Below are 18,541 nucleotides of genomic sequence, written 5' to 3'. Positions count from 1 at the left end.
TGATGGCTTTTTCTTTATTCTTCGTTAGAAGGAAAGACATGACTTAAATAATTTGGATTTGATTTATCATAAATCAAATCCGATTCCTCTGCTGTCTTTCTAATTTCATCTTCAATTTCTTGAATTTTATTTAAAATTGATTCTGCATGGAATTTTTCAACATTGTAATACAAGAACAAATCTTCAAAAGCCTTTGCGGTTTTATTTAACTCTTGATTGATTTTAATGAATGAGGCAATATTTTTACTCTTTGCCGCATTTTTAAATTGCTCTAAATCAATTTTAATGGTTTCAATAACATCCTCTTCATTTTCGTATTCTTTAAGAGGAAGGGGATATGGTTTTAATCGTTCTAAGAAGTAACGATTTGATTTGTTAATGTTGTAAACATACGATAAGCGGAAATCACCAATATGGAATCTTACATAACAGCAACTACTTGGGAGTTGTAAAACTTCTCCACCCATTTGACGTAAAACCATTTCATGTTGATTGGCTTGCATACGCATATAACTAGCGTTCGTAAAAATACCTGCACCTGTAAATTCCGGATTAAATTTATCCATAATATATCTCCTTTATCATCAAATTATTTAATCACATTATACATAAAAGATTAGAAGATAAATAGTAGAAATGATAACAGAAATAATCATAATAGGGAATCCAATCTTTAAAAAATCCCCAAACGATAATTTATATCCTTTCTTATGAAGCATTCCACTAACAATAACATTTGATGAAGCTCCAACGATACTACCATTACCACCTAGACAAGCTCCTAAGGCTAACGCCCACCATAACGGTGCAATATTCATTCCAGTCATTGTTCCGATATTAATAATTAAAGGAATCATTGTTGCAACGAATGGAATATTATCTAAGAATGCAGAGGCAATAGCTGCAACCCATAAAATAAGTAATGCAGTAATCATTAGATTTCCACCTGTTAACTCAATCAATCCGCTGGCTAAAACTTCAAGTACCCCTACTTTTTCTAGTGCTCCTACCATGACGAATAATCCCATGAAGAAGAAGATCGTTGGCCATTCAACTTCTAATAAAACTTCTTCAACATCAATTCTACTAATTAATAACAAGACTCCAGCCCCAAACAATGCAATAGTTGCTGACTCAATTCCAAGTGCATGATGAGTTGCAAACCCTGCGATAGTTAGTAGTAAAATAATCCCGCTTTTTTTTAGCAACGTAGGATTTGTAATAGTTTTAGAAACATCGAATTCAGCAATTTTAGCTTTATTCTCATCACTGATAACAAAATGTTTTCTAAATACAAATTTTAAGATGAATAAGACTGTTGCAAAAATTACAAGAACAACTGGTCCTAAATTAAATAAGACATCTGTAAATGATAGCCCTGTCGCTCCACTAATCATAATGATTGTTGGATCTCCAATTGAAGTAGCTAATCCACCGATATTGGCACTAAATACCTCGGTTAATAAAAATGGTATGGCATTAAGTCCAAGCGTTTCTGTAATAACAAACGTAACCGGTGCAATTAATAAAATAGTTGTTACATTATCTAACAAGGCAGAAGAAATAGCTGTAATAACCGCAAAATAAATCATAATTCTCCATGGACTACCTTTAGATAATTGTGCTGTTTTGATTGCAACATATTGGAAAATTCCAGTTCGTTTTAAAATATTAACAATAATCATCATACCGATTAAGAGCCCGACCGTATTGAAATCAATAAAGCCTAATGCTTCTTCCTGTGTTAAGATATGAAAAACTAACATCAGAACTGCTCCTAATAGAGCTATAACTGTTCTATTAAATTTTTCAGAAATAATAAGGCCATATGCAATCAAGAAAATAACGATTGCCGGAAGAAATAATTGACTCGCCATCCCGTACCACTCCTTTATACACAAAATATACATATTTTTTTCTTCAAATGATTATAGGATAAAAAACTACCAATTAATACAAGAAATTATTGTAATATTTAGGAATTAATTAGGTAGATTTAGGTAAACGATGGTTTTAATTAACAAAAAATGTAAAAAAATATCCGTTTTAAAACGTTTTTTTCTATAAAAAACTATTTTTTAATATATCCAAATAAAAATTTTTTAAACGTTTTTATTTCATTCTCTTCTAACAATCAATAATTAACAATTTATGTAAAGTGATTTTTCTTTAAATTTACATATACTATTTTAAAAAGATTAAATTATAACGTGGTGAAAAGAATGACATCTAGAAGTGATTTTTTAGGAAGTGAGAAAGTTGGAAAGCTTCTTTTTTCTTTTTCACTTCCTGCTTTTTTAGGAATGTTTGCCAGTGGTATCTATAACATTGTTGATACAATATTCATTAGCAAGGGCGTTGGAATTTTGGCTGTCGGTGGGGTTGGAATTGTTTATCCAATTCAAACCCTTTATGTAGCCTTTGCTCAGATGATTTCAATTGGAGCAGCTTCTGCTATTTCGCGAAGTCTCGGTGAAAAAAATGAATCCCGAGCAAATCAAATTACAACAAATTCCTACGTGTTAACCTTAATAATTTCCATTATCTTAATGATTTTAACCTTTCTTTTTACAGATAAAATTTTATATTTTTTCGGCGTCAATCAAGATTTAGCTCCATTTGCTAAAGATTACTTACGCATGTCTATTTGGGCTATTCCATTCAATGCTCTAGCCTTAATTTCAAGCGCCGTTTTCCGTGCAGAAGGAAATATTAAAATATCAATGGTAACAGTCTTAATTGGTGCTCTTGTTAATATTGCACTCGATCCTCTTTTTATTTTTATCTTTAAGCTTGGAATAAACGGTGCTGCTTTAGCAACGATTATCGCACAGATGCTTGCAACAGCTTTTTCACTATTTTATATTTTGAGTCATCGAAGTATCGTCAAATTTGAAAAGAAATACCTAATTCCCAATTTAGAAATTATCAAGTCCATCATTAGTGTCGGATTTTCAGCTTTCGCAAGAAATGGTGCAAGCTCATTATTTGCGCTCATTACCAATGCAACTCTTAGAACCTATGGTGGCACAGCCTCTTTAACAGCATTCGGTACTGTTAACCGCATTATCTCCTTTTTCTTTCTTCCTATCATGGGAATCAATCAAGGAATGCAACCGATTGCTAGCTATAACTATGGCGCAAAACAACCAGACCGAATTAAACAAGTTGTTAAATTATCCTTAATTTATACAACTGTTATTGGAGTTATAGCCTCTGTCATTGGAATTCTATTTCCTTTTGCAACGATTAGTTTATTCCTAAAAGATACTACAATTATGCAAGAAGCATCATTTGTTTTAAAACTACAATTATTTTTCTTTTGGACCATCGGACTTCAAATGGTCACCTCTACTTTATTTCAATCTCTTGGTCAGGCCATCCCCTCTTTATTCCTATCTATTCTCAGACAATTCATTATTCTGATTCCATTAATTCTTATTCTTCCTAGATTTACACCATTAGGAATTAATGGAGTCTGGTATGCCTTCCCTATCTCCGATTTTATAGCCTTTATAATTATCGCTATTATCTTAAAAATAAAATGGAACAAATTAGATAAAACAGTGCCAAAAACATAAAAACGATTTAGCAATATTATTTAAAATTACAATTTTATTCAAACTCATTCGTCTCTCACTCACCATATTAAACTTTTATCATATGCTAGAATTAGGCAAAGATGTTGCCAATAAGTAATGAATTTCTAATAAATTTGGAGGATTTTATTAGTTTTAATTACTGTTTAATATGGAGGTGCAAACCGTTGATTTATAATTCGAATTCTAATCAGTCACGTGCCTGTGGAGGTTCTAACGTAGCTGCAATGCCATTTTATCAACCTATGATGGCTTCTCAGCCTATGGTACAACCTACTATGGTACAGCCTATGATGGCTTCTCAAGCTATGGCCCAACCTGTTATGATGCAACAACCTATGATGACTTCTCAAGCTATGACCCAACCTGCTATGATGCAACAACCTATGATGGCTTCTCAAGCTATGACTCAACCCGCTATGATGCAACAACCTATGATGACTTCTCAAGTTGTGTCTCAGCCTGCTATGATGCAACAGCCTATGATGACTCCCCAAGCTACGGTTCAACAAGCTGTGACTCAACCAAATATGGTTGATAATACCCTTAGTTACGACCAAAATATGACTCAACCTAACTATCAAAATGCAATGATTTCTACACAATCAATGCCTCTTGCTAGTTATCCAGCATACGGTACTGCTTCTATTTATAGTAGCCAAGTTGGAATGCCAACTAATCAACTTGTAACAACACAAACGACTCAATCAGTTCCAGTTGCACAGAATCAATCTACGACTACCCATCATAAAAAAACAACTTATGTTGAAACTTATGCGCAACCATGTACAAACCAAGAACCTGTAAGTAATCAAATAACAACAACCAAAACGACAACTGAGAAATATCCACTAACCGGTAATATGGTTTATAGCGTTCAACAACAACCAAAAGGTTCAACTATGCAAGACTATAACTTATACTTGCTAGAAAAAGAATACTATGGTGATGATACCGATCAACCTGTGTATACTAAAACACAATCTTATCGAGATGGTCGTGCTGATGGATCACCACTCATCTCTTGCGATAATATTCCACTCGCAACTAGTTGTGTTAAAATGCAATCTTATCAAAATTTAAATGATTCTACTAATACACTTCAACAAGGAACTGCCTTTGCAGATTTATACATGCCTTACACTCCTAGAAAAGTTCCTGTAAGAGGAGGTAACCGCTATGAATAAAAACGAACTACTACGTAACATCCAAGCAATCAGTTTAGTTGCAGTAGATTTAAGACTTTTTCTCGATACACATCCAGGCAATCAAAAAGCACTAGCTGATTACAAAAATGCTACTGCTCAATATCAATCATTAAAAGATCAATACGAAAAAGAATATGGTCCACTCCTTAATTTCGGTCACAGTGATTTAACAGGAAAGTATAATTGGATAGATGAACCATGGCCATGGAAAAATAAATAAGGGGGACATATTAAATGTGGGTATATGAAAAAAGATTACAAATTCCAGTGGATATAAAAAAACGTGATTTAAAAATGGCTAAAGATATTTATGATGCCCTAGGAGGTGCTGATGGAGAATTAACTGCTTCAATGGAATATCTTCATCAACGTTATACAATGCCAACAGGACAATCAATTGCAACTTTAACCGATATTGGTACCGAAGAATTAGCTCATCTTGAAATTGTGGCCTCTTTAATTTATCAGTTAACAGATGGTGCAAGTATTGAGGAAATTAAAGCTGCTGGTCTTGATACTAGCTATGCAGGACGAGGAACAGGGATTTTCCTAGCTGATCCAAATGGCGTTCCATGGAATGCAGGTTATGTCGCACTTAAAGCTGATCCAGTAGCAGATTTAACAGCTGATATGGCGGCTGAACAAAAAGCAAGAGCAAGTTATGAACATTTACTTGATTTAGCTACAGACGAAGATGTTCGTCAGGTACTAAGTTATTTAAGAGAACGAGAAGTTGTTCATTTCCAACGTTTTGGAGAAACATTAATGAATGTTCAAAATCATTTTGAACATGACCGTTATTTCTTTATGAATGATCAAGATTAACCTTTTCCTAGGTAATAAAAAAAAGCTTCCATCTAGGAAGCTTTTTTATTTTGTGATGAACTGAGACATATTTCTTTTATAAAATACCATTAAAAACTTAAGAAATTACGACAATATTCCTTAAGTTTTTCTTAACATAAAAAGGCCCCCAAAGAGAGGGACCTTTTTTTACTAAGCAATCAGTTGTTTTGCTCTTGTAATCGCATCTTCAAATCCGCGGCAAACATTTGCGCGACCGATGTGTTTGACTAAACCAACACGTTTGATAACTTGATATGGTCGATCTGCGACTTCAGACAAGACTAAAACCGTATTTGAACGTTCACAATTATCATATAATAAATCTAATGCATGAACAGCTGTAGCATCAATAACAGGTACATTTCGCAATCTTATAATTAATACTTTAGATGGCCCCTGTAACGACTGAATTGAATCTAAAAATTTATCAGCAGCTCCAAAGAAAAATGGGCCATTAATTTCATAAACTAAAATTTCATCTGATAATACCTCTTTTAATTCATCATCTAACAATTCACTGTCTTCATGATCATCCATTAAATCTAATCCATAAACATCCGTTACATCTGTCATACGTTTTAAGAATAAGAATGATGATAAAACCATCCCAACACTAATAGCAAGTGTTAAATCAAATAATACTGTTAAAAAGAAGGTCGTTAATAAAACTGCGACATCACTTTTTGGTGCATGCAATAATTTTTTAAACATACGCCACTCACTCATATTATAAGAAACCATAATTAAAATTGCAGCTAACGTAGCTAATGGAATTAACTTTACTAACGGCATTAACACTAATAAAATAAATAATAATGTTAACGCATGAATAATTCCAGCAATTGGAGTACGTCCTCCATTTTTAATGTTTGCAACTGTTCGTGCGATTGCCCCCGTTGCAGGCATTCCACCAAATAATCCTGATGCAATATTAGCAATCCCTTCTGCTACTAATTCCATATTTGATCGATGTTTACTCCCAATCATACCATCCGATACAACAGCTGATAATAATGATTCCATCGAACATAAAAATGCAATCGTAAATGCCGGTGCTAATAAAACTTGAATCTTAGCCCATGTAAAGTGAGGAATTGATGGCATTGGAAATGAAGAAGATAAATTTGCATACTGACTTCCGATAGTTTGCACATCTAACTTTAAGACAGATACCAGAAATGTTGTTACAACGATCGCAATTAAAGACCCTGGAATCTTTTTATTAATTTTAGGCCAAATAATTAAAATAGCTAAAGCTAACGAACCTATAATAAATGGTAACAACCTTGCTTTATCAAATGACTCAAAATAATAAATCCATTTCTCAATAAATTCTGTTGGCACAGTCCCGATATTCATTCCAAAGAAATCTTTAATCTGTGAACTAAAAATGGTAACTGCAATTCCACTTGTAAATCCTACCGTAATTGGATACGGGATATACTTAATCATACTACCTAATTTACAGAGTCCAAATAAAATCAATATAATTCCAGCTAAAATCGTAGTAATCAATAACCCCTCAGTTCCATGAGTAGCTACGACTCCATAAACCACCACCATGAACGTAGCACTCGGTCCCCCGATTTGGACACGACTACCTCCAAGTAAAGAAATAAAAAAACCAGCAATAATAGCAGTATATAACCCTTGTTCAGGTGAAACCCCCGAAGAAATTGCTAATGCAATTGAGAGTGGTAAAGCAATAATAGCAACAATTAATCCAGCTATTACGTCTTTAATAAACTGCTCCTTATTATAAGTTTTCATAACAGATAATAATTTAGGTTTTAGTCTTGTTGACACGGTAAAAATATCTCCCTTCCAATTCTCACATCTGGCACAATATATTTATTTTAACACCACAGCTCTTGTAGCGATAGGAAAAAATTAGTTATTTTGTTAATACTATTTCATAGAATTTAAAAACAGGAAAAAGCCTCCATAAAGATTATGAAGGCTTTTTTTATATAACATCAACGCTACTAATTAGCGATCTTTAGGCATTGCCGCACCAGGAGCTGTTTTTTCAGCACGAATTGGTTTACCATTAATTAATTTTGAGTTTAATTTACGGATAATGTTATTAGCGTGTGCTTTATCAACATTAATGAATGTGAATTTTTTATAAACGTCGATATCTCCGATTGCACGTGCAGGAATATCAGACTTTTTAGTTAACATTCCAACGAAGTCTTTAGCCTTAACTTTTTGCTTAGAACCAACGTTTACGAATAAACGAACTTCGTTTTTACGCATTCCTTTAGCTTTTGGATTACCTGCTGTAACTTCTTCGATATGAGCATATTTCTTAGTGCTTTGACCAATTTTCATTTGTAATAAACCAGCCGCAACTTGTTCAATTGTGAATCCTTTTTCTAAGATTGCAGCGATTAATTCGTTTTCTTTAGAGAAATCTTTTCCTTCTAAATTAGCAACGATTTCGTCAATAACATTAGTAGATTTTTTCGCTTGAATTTCTTCTACTGATGGAATTGGCATTTTAGACATTTTTGTTTTTGTGTAATCTTCAATACGACGGATACGGAACATATCTTTTCCGAATACAAACGTAATTGATAATCCAGTCATCCCCGCACGACCAGTACGTCCGATACGGTGAACATAGTTTTCTTCATTTAATGGGATATCGTAGTTGAATACTGCTTCAACGTTACTTACGTCGATACCACGAGCAGCGATATCAGTTGCAACTAAGATATTAACATTTTTACGACGGAAGCTGTTCATAACGCGGTCACGTTGAGCTTGTTTTAAGTCTCCGTGTAACCCTTCAGTTACGTAACCTTCTTCTTGTAATTTAGAAACTAATTCATCAACTTCACGTTTAGTATTAGTGAAGACGATAGAAGAAGTTAATCCCATCATATCGATACAACGAATCATCGCTTGAACACGGTCTTGGCGTTTAACTTCAACGTAGTATTGATCGATTTTTTTGTTTGATAATTCTTCTGAAACGACTTTAACCACTTCAGGATTTTTTTGATAGGTTTTAGCAATGTTCATGATTTCACGAGCCATTGTCGCTGAGAACATAACTGTTTGACGAGATTCAGGTGTTTTTTCTAAGATTTCTTCGATATCATCTTTGAATCCCATGTTTAACATTTCATCAGCTTCATCTAAAACTAACATTTTTAAGTTTTCTAGTTTTAAAGTGCCGCGGCGCATGTGGTCCATAACTCGTCCTGGAGTTCCGACAACGATTTGAACACCTTTTTTAAGTGCGCGGATTTGAGGATCATATGATTGTCCTCCATAAATTGATAAAATGTGAACATCACGGTTGTTACGTGAGAATTTTTTAGATTCTTCATGAACCTGTACCGCTAACTCACGAGTTGGACATAATACTAATGCCTGAACATTTTTATTTTTAGGATCAATTTTTTCAAGGATTGGTAACATAAATGCTGCCGTTTTCCCTGTTCCTGTTTGTGCTTGTCCGATAATATCTTTTCCAGCTAATACTACTGGGATTGCTTCTGCTTGGATTGGTGATGGTTTAACGTACCCGATCTCCTCAATTGCTTTTAATGTTGATGGTGATAAAGCAAGATCTTTAAATGTAATTTCTGTCATTCTTTGCTTCCTTTCTATTTAAACACAAAAAAAACGTAAATGAGCAGACGAACATCACTTACGATAGTGTCATGTTTACGAAGTGTCAATAAATTATACACTATTTTAAACCCCTTTGCAACCTAACACGTCGAATGATATCGTTTCCTAGCTAATATTCTGTGCTTATTCTCTCTTTATTTTTTTAACGTAACTACAATCTTATTTAGTATGGACCAATTACCTGATTTATTTTCATCAGAACATAAATAAAAACAAAAATCTTAACCATTTAATAATTCCAAAACAATGCTCCTATCAAGGATTGTATCTTATTAATCACATGTGACATCTATCAAAAATGTGATATAATGTTTCAAGATAAATTACACGGAGGTGTTTTAGCATGCTTACAGTATCAAACGTTGGTTTACGATATGGTGATAAAAAATTATTTGAAGAAGTTAACTTAAAATTCACTCCAGGAAATTGCTACGGAGTAATCGGTGCAAACGGAGCTGGAAAATCTACGTTTTTAAAAATTTTAGCGGGTGAAATCGAACCTAATACAGGTCATGTAAGTTACCCAAAAGATATTCGTATGTCAGTTTTAAAACAGGATCATTATCAATACGATGAATTACCAGTTTTAGAAACAGTAATTCGTGGTAATGAACGCCTATTTGAAATTACTCAACAAAAAAATGCGTTATATATGAAAGAAGATTTCTCTGAAGAAGATGGAATTTTAGCAGCTGAACTTGAAGGTGAATTTGCTGACTTAAACGGGTGGGAAGCAGAATCAGATGCTGCCTCTTTATTACAAGGTTTAGGTGTTCCAACAGAATTACATGATAAATTAATGAAAGAATTAACAGGGGCTGAAAAAGTCAAAGTATTATTAGCTCAAGCATTATTCGGAAACCCTGGAATCTTAGTACTCGATGAGCCTACCAACCACTTAGATATTCAATCAATTAACTGGTTAGAAGAATTCTTAATCAACTTCGAGGGAACAGTTATCGTTGTATCCCATGACCGTCACTTCTTAAATAAAGTGTGTACTCATATTTGTGACGTTGACTTTGGGAAAATCAAATTATTCGTTGGTAACTATGATTTCTGGTATGAATCAAGCCAATTATTAAATCGTATGGCTAAAGAACAAAATAAGAAAAAAGAAGAACAAATCAAAGAATTACAAGAATTCATTGCACGTTTCTCTGCTAATGCTTCTAAATCTAAACAAGCGACATCTCGTAAAAAATTATTAGATAAGATTACATTAGATGACCTTGAACCATCAAGTCGTCGTTATCCATACGTTGGATTCAAACCAGAACGTGAAGTTGGGAATGACATTTTATTCGTTGAAGGATTAACAAAAACAATCGATGGAGTTAAAGTTTTAGATAACGTAAGCTTCATGGTTAATAAAGATGACAAAATTGCATTTATCGGTGATGAAATTGCCGTTACAACATTATTCAAAATCTTAAACGGTGAAATGGAACCAGACAGTGGAAAATTCAAATTTGGTGTGACAATCAAAACAGCTTATTTCCCTAAAGACAACTCAGAATTCTTTAATGGATCTGACTTATCATTAGTTGACTGGCTACGTCAATATTCTGATGACCAAACAGAAAGCTATGTTCGCGGATTCTTAGGACGTATGTTATTCTCTGGTGAAGAAGCCCTTAAAAAAGCTTCAGTATTATCAGGGGGAGAAAAAGTACGCTGTATGTTATCACGCATGATGTTAACAAATGCTAACTTATTAATGCTTGATCAACCTACAAACCACTTAGACCTTGAATCAATCACAGCGGTTAATAATGGATTAAAAGACTTCTCAAGCAACGTCTTATTCGCATCACATGACCACCAATTTATTCAAACAATCGCTAACCGCATCATCGACATCAAAGAAGACGGAACAATCGTTGACAAACAAACAACATACGATGAATATTTAGCATTAGCATAAAAAACTAAGTGTTACACTTAATCTTCCAAATCCCATGTACAAAATGTACATGGGATTTTTTTCTTCTCAACATTAATTTCTAGACGTTAAAAGGGGCTATTTCATTATAGCCCCCCCTTAAAATTATCTTTATTTAAATGTTACCCTCACCATCACTGGATAATGGTCTGACAAATAAACACCATCAAAACAGTCTGCCCAAGCAACAGCTTTAGAGGCATTTACACTTTTAGTCGCAAAGATATAGTCAATTTTAATCTTTATTTTTCCATAGTCATGGAAGGTATAATCTAATTTATCAGTCAAATCATTCAATTCGATTATCTCATTATTGACGATAGCTTTAATTTCTTCGTCTTGTGGTTCAGAGTTCATATCTCCCATGATTAGGGTTGGCAGCGAGATATTTTGTTCACGTAAGTGTAAATCATTTAATAGTTGCTCACTACTTTGTACTCTTATGCTTGATTGCATGTGATCATAATGCGTGTTATATACACGGAAAATCTGATTTGTGAGTTGATTTTTAAACACGGCTACATTGCAAGGTCTTGCCAATGTCATCATCTCTTTTTTACTCCCTGGCTTATAGGGAGTATCAGAAAACCAAAAAATATCTAAACTCATTAAATCAAGTTTATTTTTATTGTAAGCAATCATCACCATTTCCCCACTCATCTGCTCATCTCGACCGCATCCAACAAAAACATAATCCGTTAACTGTCGTTTTAAATCCCTCAAACTAATTTCAGTTAACTCTTGAAATCCAATCAGATCCGGAGCTTCACTTTTAATTTTATGGACCACATGAGAAACACGATTTTCCCATACATTAAGTCCATCATCTACTGTAATTCTTAAATTAAATGTTACAATTTTCAATTCATTATCCATGATTATCCCCCACATTTTTATAAGTTCAAGTTTCCCCCTTATCATACTCTCCTCCCCTGTTTCTATCAATGAACTATTTATAGGATTTTATTGATTTTTATAGTTCATTTAACCATCATATTTTTAGAGATTTTGCCTTAATTCGCTTCACTGTATAAAATTTTTAATACTGCCATATAATGAATTAACAACTGATTACGTTTTATGGGGGAATATTTATGATTACATTGAAGGAGATAACAAAAGATAATTTTTGGGATTGCATTGAATTAACAGTTTCTAAAGATCAAGAAGATTTCGTTACTTCAAATGCGATTTCCATCGCTCAGTCTAAAGTGCAACCAGAATGCATCCCACTTGCCATTTATCATCATGATATCATGGTCGGATTTGTGATGTATTGTCTTGATGTGGATGATAATGAGTATTGGATTTACCGTTTCATGATTGATGAAAAATATCAAAATATGGGATATGGAACACAAGCATTAGAGCAGGTCATAGAACGAATTAAAGAAGATAAGACTCATCATAATATTTTCGTTGGAGCTCACCGTGACGGTGAAGTTGCAATTAACCTTTATAAAAATTTTGGTTTTGAATTTAATGGCCAAATCTTTGGTCATGAGCATGTGATGGTTTTAACTTACTAATGACGATTGCCTCCATAAATCCTTACCACTATCCAAAGAGAGGAGATAAATGATCTTCTATCTTTGGATTTTTTTAATTGTGGATAATCACAAAATATCCTATATTCATCAAAAGAAAAACTATATAGTAAAAATTCATTCTCTCTTATACTAGTTCTGTAAACGATTTATAGGAGGGGTAACTGATGTATTACATGGGGATTGATGGTGGTGGAACAAAAACAAGATATGTGATTGCCAATCAAGAGATGGATGTCTTAGTGGATTTTGAAAGTGAGACGATACATATTCATCAAATTGGGGCGGATGAACTAAGAAATCGTCTTGAATCTCATATTAAACTAGCTTGTAGCAAAATTGATATCCAACCAACAGATTTAAACTTTGTCTTTATTGGGGTTCCAGGTTATGGAGAAAGTCAAGCAGATAAAGAAGTCATTGATGATATCTTAGCAGAAGTAATGCAAGAGATTCCCTATCAAGTGGATAATGATGGCGTTGTGGGATGGGCAGCAGGATGCGGGTGTCAGCCTGGAATCAACATTGTAGCGGGAACCGGTAGTATCGCAAATGGTCGAAATAAGGAAGGCCTCTCTCTTCGGTGTGGAGGTTTTGGTCCAAATATCGGAGATGATGGAAGTGCACACTGGATTGGACTTCGTGTCATTAATGAGTATACGAAACAAAAAGACGGGCGCCATGAAAAGACATGTTTAGTCGATATCATTGAAGAAGCTTATGACATTACCTATTTATACGAAATTGTGGATATCGTCTTTAATCGACTTAAACTTTCAAGGCCTGACATTGCAAAATTCTCAGCAATTGGGGCAAAAGCCGCCCAAAGCGGATGCATCGCCTGTCAAAATCTATTCCACCAAGCGGCACATGAACTTGCCTTACACATCAAAACATTAGCTAAACAATTGAATTTAACGGATTCATTTGCCGTCTCATATTCAGGTGGAGTTTTCAAATCAGGCGATACTATCTTAGTACCACTCGCTAACGAATTACAAAACTTAGATTGCAAGATTCAAGCACCGCTTCTAGAACCTTGTCTTGGGGCTGTCTTACTTGCTTATCAACTTGAAGGTAATAATGTGACAGATGAATTAATTCAAAAACTACAAGCACACTAAAAGAGGTGGAGAAATCTCCATCCCTTTTAACGTTTAAAGAAATATTCTTCCTGCTCCTCAAGCTCTTTATCCGAATTTTGACGCCATTTTCCTCTTTAACCCCACGTATTAATCCTTACGAAAGAGTTTCACCTACTTTGAAAATTCCATCCTTTCATTTAATGCAGGTCTCCTACGGCAACATTTATGATACTCGTCCACTAGAAGAGAGCTCTCTTAAAAAGTAAGATCATCCCTCAACTACTAGGAAATTCGATAAAAGTTTTCAAATAAGGACCTTATGCATGTTATCATAATGATATGAGGGATTAATGCTGTTTTTTTGCGCAGTAATCACTAAGAAAGGAAAGTGATCAATATGAAACGAATGATTTTATTCATTTGTTTATTAACTCTAGTGGGGTGTGGAAAGTCTGATAGCTTATTAAATTATAAAAATTCTTATATTGGGGATAACTCAGCGGTTGGAAATATTCTAAGTTTATTACCTGTAAATCTTCAAGATTATACATTTAGTCTGCAAACCGCATCAGAGCCTTATGAATTAACAGTCAATTATTCTAATACTAAACTTACAAACGATGATTTAAATTATAGTGCTGATATATTATTTACACTGATTCAAAATGTTGAAATCATTCATTTTGAATCAGAAAATTCATCATCAACTTTCTTACGCCCATCTGATGAATTCTTACAAAAAATAGAAAAAGAACTAACTCAAGCGAGTTAGTTCTTTTTAAGTTACAACAGTAACCATAATAATCAATGCGATACTAAATAGTAGGTAAGCGAAAACTCCATGATTAAGCCATACAAGTTGCATTAACTTACTTTCTGGAATCGTTAAATCTCCTTGCACAAGCTCAACTTTTTTACGATTTTTGATGATTAATATCGTTCCAAACGTAATCAAAATAACAACAATAACGCTAGCTATCTGAGCCCTTAACAAGTCGCTTCCATCTCCGATTAACATGGGTAAGATGAGTGAACCCATGGCGTTGACAAACATATGAATTCCTATTGAATATTTAAGTTGATTTGTTTTTAAAACGATGTAGGCCAAAATGATACCGAGTCCAACGGCATAAAATAGTTGTGATAAGTTTCCATGGTAAAAACCGAATGCAATCGCAGTAAAGATAATAGCCACTTTATCTCCATAAATACGTACCCGATCAAGTAGTATTTTCCGAAATAAAAGTTCTTCAATAATTGGCGATAAAACGACAATACATAACAAGCTAAGCCACGGACTTCCAGTTAAAATCACCTGTTGAACGGGATTTACAATGGATTCTGTCTTAAACAATTCTATAAAGCTCAGCAAGAAGGTCGTTAAAAAATTCAAAAGAATCATCACAGCATAAGAAATTAATCCATATTCAACGAGTTGCCGTAGTGTTAATCGTTTCTTTTCTTGCGAAACAGCTGTCGGTATTTTTTTCATCATACAATAAGCTAATGGAAATCCAATTAAGTAAAAACTGACTGCGATTAAGAAAAAATTAGCCCAATCTGTCATTAATAAGTTTGGATCAACAGCTGACATAAATCCCGCTACAATGAGTTGAACAACATTCACAGATAAAATACTAAAAGTTAGGGCAAATCCAAGACGACTAAAAACTTTTCTAGTCTCAATATAAGAGTAATTCTCCACTACTCCCTCCCCCCTTCTAATAATCCTTATAATTTTTAAATTCTTCTTTCTCTTTTTTTATTTCTCGTCGACGCTCCACTATTTTATAAGCTAGTAATCCTACCACCCCAATGATACAAACTAAGTAAAATCCAAGCACCACACATACGAGAATTTCCATTTTTATTTCACCACCACTGCTGTTCCATAAGCCACCATTTCTGCAGCCCCTGCCATCACAGCTGATGACATTAAACGGACACCAACAATTGCATTAGCGCCTAGACTTTCAGCTTCATCAGCCATGCGACCGAATGCAATTTGACGCGCTTCAATTAACATCTCGTTGTACCCTTTTAATTCTCCTCCAACAATAGTTTTTAATCCCGCTCCAATATCTTTTCCAATATGTTTAGAACGGACAGTGCTCCCCTTTACTAATCCCTTTACTTCAATAATCTCTTTTCCGACAATCGTATCTGTTGTGACAATTAACATACAAATCCCCTCCTATCTACTAAATTATATGGTGAAAATCACTGCCTTATGTCACATCCTAAATGAAAAAAGAGAAATTCCCTTTATTCAGGAAACGTCTCTTCAGATTATCATTTAAAATAATTGATATTCTTCGATAAACTCCAAAATAGAAGCAAGATCTGCTTCAGTATGACAAAACACCTCCACACATTCAATAGCGCTGATTGGTGATTCCCATGTTAAATAATTTTGGAGTAAGACATTGCCACGCAAATCATGCAAATCTCCACCAGGAACCTGAATTTTAACTGGTGCCTGGCAACGGTCAACGAGTTCAAAGAAAGCCTCACTGTCTTTAATTCCCTTTAGCATTAAAGCTATATTTACATTATCCATAAAATCCCCTCACTTTTTAATTCACGTTATACTATAATGATAGCGACACTGTGATTTCCAAACAATAACAGTAAAGACCAATCCTATAACAAAAGCGACAAAGGGGAATTATTCCATGCCTATTCAAATATACGACCTAAATCTTGATAAAAAAAATCGCGAACTCGAAGTTCGCGGGACACCGTTATTTCCTTGCGGAGCCTATTTTTCAGATATCATAAATAATGTAACAGGTGATATTCCCTGGCACTGGCACGATGAATTTGAAGTCATTGTCATTAAGAAAGGTCCAATTAAAATTAGCGTCAGCGGAACTGATTACTTACTTCAAACAGGTGAAGGACTATTTATTAACTCCAATGTTTTACACTCAGTCTATGTCTTTAATGATCAACCTTGTTTATTGAATTCACTCGTATTCCACAAAGAATTAATCTGTGACACAAATGAAAACATCTTTAAACAAAGATATATTCAACCTTTAGCAAATTGCAACGCTCTACCAAGTATCCCACTTTATCCTCATATCAAGTGGCAACGAATTGCAATCGATTGTATTCTTACCGCTTATGAAGCCTACGAATCGGAGAAGTTTGGTTACGAGCTATTTATAAGAAATCAACTCTCACACCTTTTTTATCTTCTTGTCAAACACCATCAAGAAGCACTCCAACAACCTCAAATCGAAAACCAAGAAATGAAGCGTCTGAAAAAAATGCTAAACTTTATTCACGAAAACTACTCCAAAGGAGTCGAAGTAGGACAAATTGCTGCTAGCGCCAACATCAGTATAAGAGAGTGTCAACGATGTTTTCAAAAACACGTCCAAATGTCCCCAATGCAATATCTTTTAAAATACCGTATTTCAGTTTCAGCAGGCCTATTGCTTCAAACGGATGCAACCATTACCGAAATCTGTAACAAAGTCGGATTCGATAGTCCAAGTTACTATACAAAAATCTTTAAACGCTTCATGAATACTTCACCAACTGCTTACCGTAAAAAAACTATAGTAAGATAACTCTTCTAGCTTTTACACATCTCATTCTCCCATCAACCTCAAACCCAACATCACCCATAGTTACCTATCTTCACAACTTAAAGAACTTGAAGCCGACCTAATTATTAAACGAACAGTATACAACGAAACTCCACTAAGAGTTGAATACTCACTCACCGATATCGGACGACAATTCCTTGACGTTATGGAAAATCTGTGTGATTGGGGATTTGATTACATTAACTACACAACTAATCTTTAAAAGTAAATTCGTTGGTTAATCCTCTTTCATCTATTAAAATAAAGTTATACACAGTTTGATTTTTAATAATAAGGAGAGTCTAATCATGGATTTAAATAAAAAATTATGTTATTGCTTCAATATTACAGTTGGAGATATTAAAGAAGAGATTGAAACAGGATCAACAACATTACAAGAAATTCAAACCGAAACAAAAGCAGGTTTAGCTTGTAAAGGATGTGTTAAACGCGTTCAAGAAACAATTAACTTATTATTAGAAGAAAAATAAAAATGAGGGAGCCACAGCACGGCTTCCTCATTTTTATTTCACGTCTTGTACTCTAATCTCTATATCAAAAGAACCTAATACTTCATTTGCGTTATAGGCAATCACGTAATTTCCTGAATGATCAATAAGGAAACTTGGACTATCTTTTGTTCCAGAAAAACTTGCCTTCATTCCAGCTTCATCAAACATCCCAAAATCTAAAATTCCTTGTTTAATATTGGTACGATAATCAATCGTTACGGTCATGCCTTCTTCTAAATAAGCCTGATACAGAAAGACTTGTTCAGTCGTTGACTCTGAAAATGAATGATGAAGTAATGTTTTTTCAAACCTATTACTATTAAAAACAGGTGATGGGAGTTGCTCAGACGGTACAACGATATCAAAAGGTTGATAATCTATCGGATTTACATTTTCTACAACTGGACTTTCATATGCAATATTGACATTTGAGCTTCGCACTCCCATAAATGTAGCCATTCCAATTAGCGGTAAAATACTAATCAGTAATGAAATAATGACAATCACAATAAAAGTTTTCTTATGCTTTAAAATAATCTTCATCCTAAACTC

General features: G+C 34.1%; 21 protein-coding genes. 11 read left to right on the top strand and 10 right to left on the bottom strand.

Translation table 11 applies throughout. The features are described 5' to 3' along the window. Positions 1-14: 14 nt before the first annotated feature. Together J6D32_RS02295 and J6D32_RS02290 are read right to left on the bottom strand one after the other, a co-directional pair. The gene (locus J6D32_RS02295; RefSeq protein ID WP_006784757.1) at positions 15-566 is read right to left on the bottom strand and encodes a hypothetical protein; all 552 of its coding nucleotides are present in this window, start codon (positions 564-566) and stop codon (positions 15-17) included. A gap of 36 nt (positions 567-602) precedes the next feature. Then, on the bottom strand, positions 603-1,877 hold the full coding sequence (locus J6D32_RS02290) for an ArsB/NhaD family transporter (RefSeq protein ID WP_006784756.1): 1,275 nt from the start codon (positions 1,875-1,877) through the stop codon (positions 603-605). A gap of 345 nt (positions 1,878-2,222) precedes the next feature. On the opposite strand from J6D32_RS02290, the gene J6D32_RS02285 reads away from it, so the two are divergent. The 4 genes from J6D32_RS02285 to J6D32_RS02270 all read left to right on the top strand — a co-directional run bounded on the left by J6D32_RS02285 (position 2,223) and on the right by J6D32_RS02270 (position 5,632). Continuing rightward, positions 2,223-3,581 (top strand): MATE family efflux transporter, encoded by a 1,359-nt coding sequence (locus J6D32_RS02285; protein ID WP_155229930.1) that lies wholly within the window; start codon positions 2,223-2,225, stop codon positions 3,579-3,581. 185 nt (positions 3,582-3,766) lie between these two features. Continuing rightward, positions 3,767-4,786, top strand: coding sequence for a spore coat associated protein CotJA (locus J6D32_RS02280; protein WP_155062148.1), 1,020 nt, complete (start codon positions 3,767-3,769; stop codon positions 4,784-4,786). Next, positions 4,779-5,027, top strand: coding sequence for a spore coat protein CotJB (locus J6D32_RS02275; RefSeq protein WP_006784753.1), 249 nt, complete (start codon positions 4,779-4,781; stop codon positions 5,025-5,027). The genes J6D32_RS02280 and J6D32_RS02275 overlap by 8 nt, the downstream gene beginning before the upstream one ends. A 14-nt stretch (positions 5,028-5,041) precedes the next feature. Beyond that, complete coding sequence (locus tag J6D32_RS02270) at positions 5,042-5,632, top strand: manganese catalase family protein (protein ID WP_006784752.1); 591 nt, start codon at positions 5,042-5,044, stop codon at positions 5,630-5,632. 171 nt (positions 5,633-5,803) lie between these two features. On the opposite strand, the gene J6D32_RS02265 is transcribed toward J6D32_RS02270, so the two are convergent. Both J6D32_RS02265 and J6D32_RS02260 read right to left on the bottom strand, forming a co-directional pair. After that, on the bottom strand, positions 5,804-7,459 hold the full coding sequence (locus J6D32_RS02265; RefSeq protein WP_006784751.1) for a SulP family inorganic anion transporter: 1,656 nt from the start codon (positions 7,457-7,459) through the stop codon (positions 5,804-5,806). 183 nt (positions 7,460-7,642) lie between these two features. Further along, positions 7,643-9,259: a DEAD/DEAH box helicase gene (locus J6D32_RS02260; protein ID WP_006784750.1), complete on the bottom strand. Its 1,617-nt coding sequence runs from the start codon at positions 9,257-9,259 to the stop codon at positions 7,643-7,645. 385 nt (positions 9,260-9,644) lie between these two features. Here J6D32_RS02260 and J6D32_RS02255 point away from each other — a divergent pair, with 385 nt between their 5' ends. Next, positions 9,645-11,228 carry an ABC-F family ATP-binding cassette domain-containing protein gene (locus J6D32_RS02255; RefSeq protein ID WP_006784749.1) on the top strand — a complete coding sequence of 528 codons (1,584 nt, stop codon included), beginning with the start codon at positions 9,645-9,647 and terminating at the stop codon, positions 11,226-11,228. A gap of 129 nt (positions 11,229-11,357) precedes the next feature. Here the strand turns inward: J6D32_RS02255 and J6D32_RS02250 are convergent, their stop codons facing one another. Beyond that, positions 11,358-12,122, bottom strand: coding sequence for an endonuclease/exonuclease/phosphatase family protein (locus J6D32_RS02250; RefSeq protein ID WP_009606401.1), 765 nt, complete (start codon positions 12,120-12,122; stop codon positions 11,358-11,360). A 218-nt stretch (positions 12,123-12,340) separates the two neighbouring features. Here J6D32_RS02250 and J6D32_RS02245 point away from each other — a divergent pair, with 218 nt between their 5' ends. The 3 genes from J6D32_RS02245 (at position 12,341) to J6D32_RS02235 (ending at position 14,650) form a co-directional block, all read left to right on the top strand. Next, complete coding sequence (locus J6D32_RS02245) at positions 12,341-12,775, top strand: GNAT family N-acetyltransferase (RefSeq protein ID WP_006784747.1); 435 nt, start codon at positions 12,341-12,343, stop codon at positions 12,773-12,775. Positions 12,776-12,960: 185 nt separating this feature from the next. Beyond that, entirely contained in the window at positions 12,961-13,917 is a 957-nt protein-coding gene (locus J6D32_RS02240) for an N-acetylglucosamine kinase (protein ID WP_006784746.1), read from the top strand. 358 nt (positions 13,918-14,275) lie between these two features. Next, positions 14,276-14,650, top strand: coding sequence for a DUF4825 domain-containing protein (locus J6D32_RS02235; RefSeq protein WP_006784745.1), 375 nt, complete (start codon positions 14,276-14,278; stop codon positions 14,648-14,650). Between the two features lie 6 nt (positions 14,651-14,656). Here the strand turns inward: J6D32_RS02235 and J6D32_RS02230 are convergent, their stop codons facing one another. The 4 genes from J6D32_RS02230 to J6D32_RS02215 all read right to left on the bottom strand — a co-directional run bounded on the left by J6D32_RS02230 (position 14,657) and on the right by J6D32_RS02215 (position 16,438). Next, positions 14,657-15,583 carry a CPBP family intramembrane glutamic endopeptidase gene (locus tag J6D32_RS02230; RefSeq protein WP_006784744.1) on the bottom strand — a complete coding sequence of 309 codons (927 nt, stop codon included), beginning with the start codon at positions 15,581-15,583 and terminating at the stop codon, positions 14,657-14,659. Between the two features lie 16 nt (positions 15,584-15,599). Continuing rightward, the gene (locus tag J6D32_RS02225) at positions 15,600-15,743 is read right to left on the bottom strand and encodes a hypothetical protein (RefSeq protein ID WP_009606408.1); all 144 of its coding nucleotides are present in this window, start codon (positions 15,741-15,743) and stop codon (positions 15,600-15,602) included. Between the two features lie 2 nt (positions 15,744-15,745). Continuing rightward, on the bottom strand, positions 15,746-16,060 hold the full coding sequence (locus J6D32_RS02220; protein WP_006784743.1) for a YbjQ family protein: 315 nt from the start codon (positions 16,058-16,060) through the stop codon (positions 15,746-15,748). A gap of 114 nt (positions 16,061-16,174) precedes the next feature. Next, complete coding sequence (locus tag J6D32_RS02215) at positions 16,175-16,438, bottom strand: hypothetical protein (protein WP_006784742.1); 264 nt, start codon at positions 16,436-16,438, stop codon at positions 16,175-16,177. 115 nt (positions 16,439-16,553) lie between these two features. Between J6D32_RS02215 and J6D32_RS02210 the strand changes: the two genes are divergently transcribed. The 3 genes from J6D32_RS02210 (at position 16,554) to J6D32_RS02205 (ending at position 17,968) form a co-directional block, all read left to right on the top strand. Then, positions 16,554-17,459, top strand: a complete 906-nt coding sequence (locus J6D32_RS02210; protein ID WP_055164401.1) for an AraC family transcriptional regulator — start codon at positions 16,554-16,556, stop codon at positions 17,457-17,459. Positions 17,460-17,490: 31 nt separating this feature from the next. After that, positions 17,491-17,700: a winged helix-turn-helix transcriptional regulator gene (locus J6D32_RS14055; protein WP_081448232.1), complete on the top strand. Its 210-nt coding sequence runs from the start codon at positions 17,491-17,493 to the stop codon at positions 17,698-17,700. A gap of 85 nt (positions 17,701-17,785) precedes the next feature. After that, entirely contained in the window at positions 17,786-17,968 is a 183-nt protein-coding gene (locus J6D32_RS02205; protein ID WP_006784740.1) for a (2Fe-2S)-binding protein, read from the top strand. A 33-nt stretch (positions 17,969-18,001) separates the two neighbouring features. Here the strand turns inward: J6D32_RS02205 and J6D32_RS02200 are convergent, their stop codons facing one another. After that, the gene (locus J6D32_RS02200; RefSeq protein WP_006784739.1) at positions 18,002-18,532 is read right to left on the bottom strand and encodes a hypothetical protein; all 531 of its coding nucleotides are present in this window, start codon (positions 18,530-18,532) and stop codon (positions 18,002-18,004) included. Positions 18,533-18,541 lie beyond the last annotated feature (9 nt).

It is taken from the genome of Turicibacter sp. (assembly GCF_017941855.1).
Taxonomy (GTDB): Bacteria; Bacillota_I; Bacilli_A; order MOL361; family Turicibacteraceae; genus Turicibacter; species Turicibacter sanguinis.
Note: the sequence above shows the minus strand (reverse complement) of the source record. Positions and strands in the feature narration are given on the sequence as shown.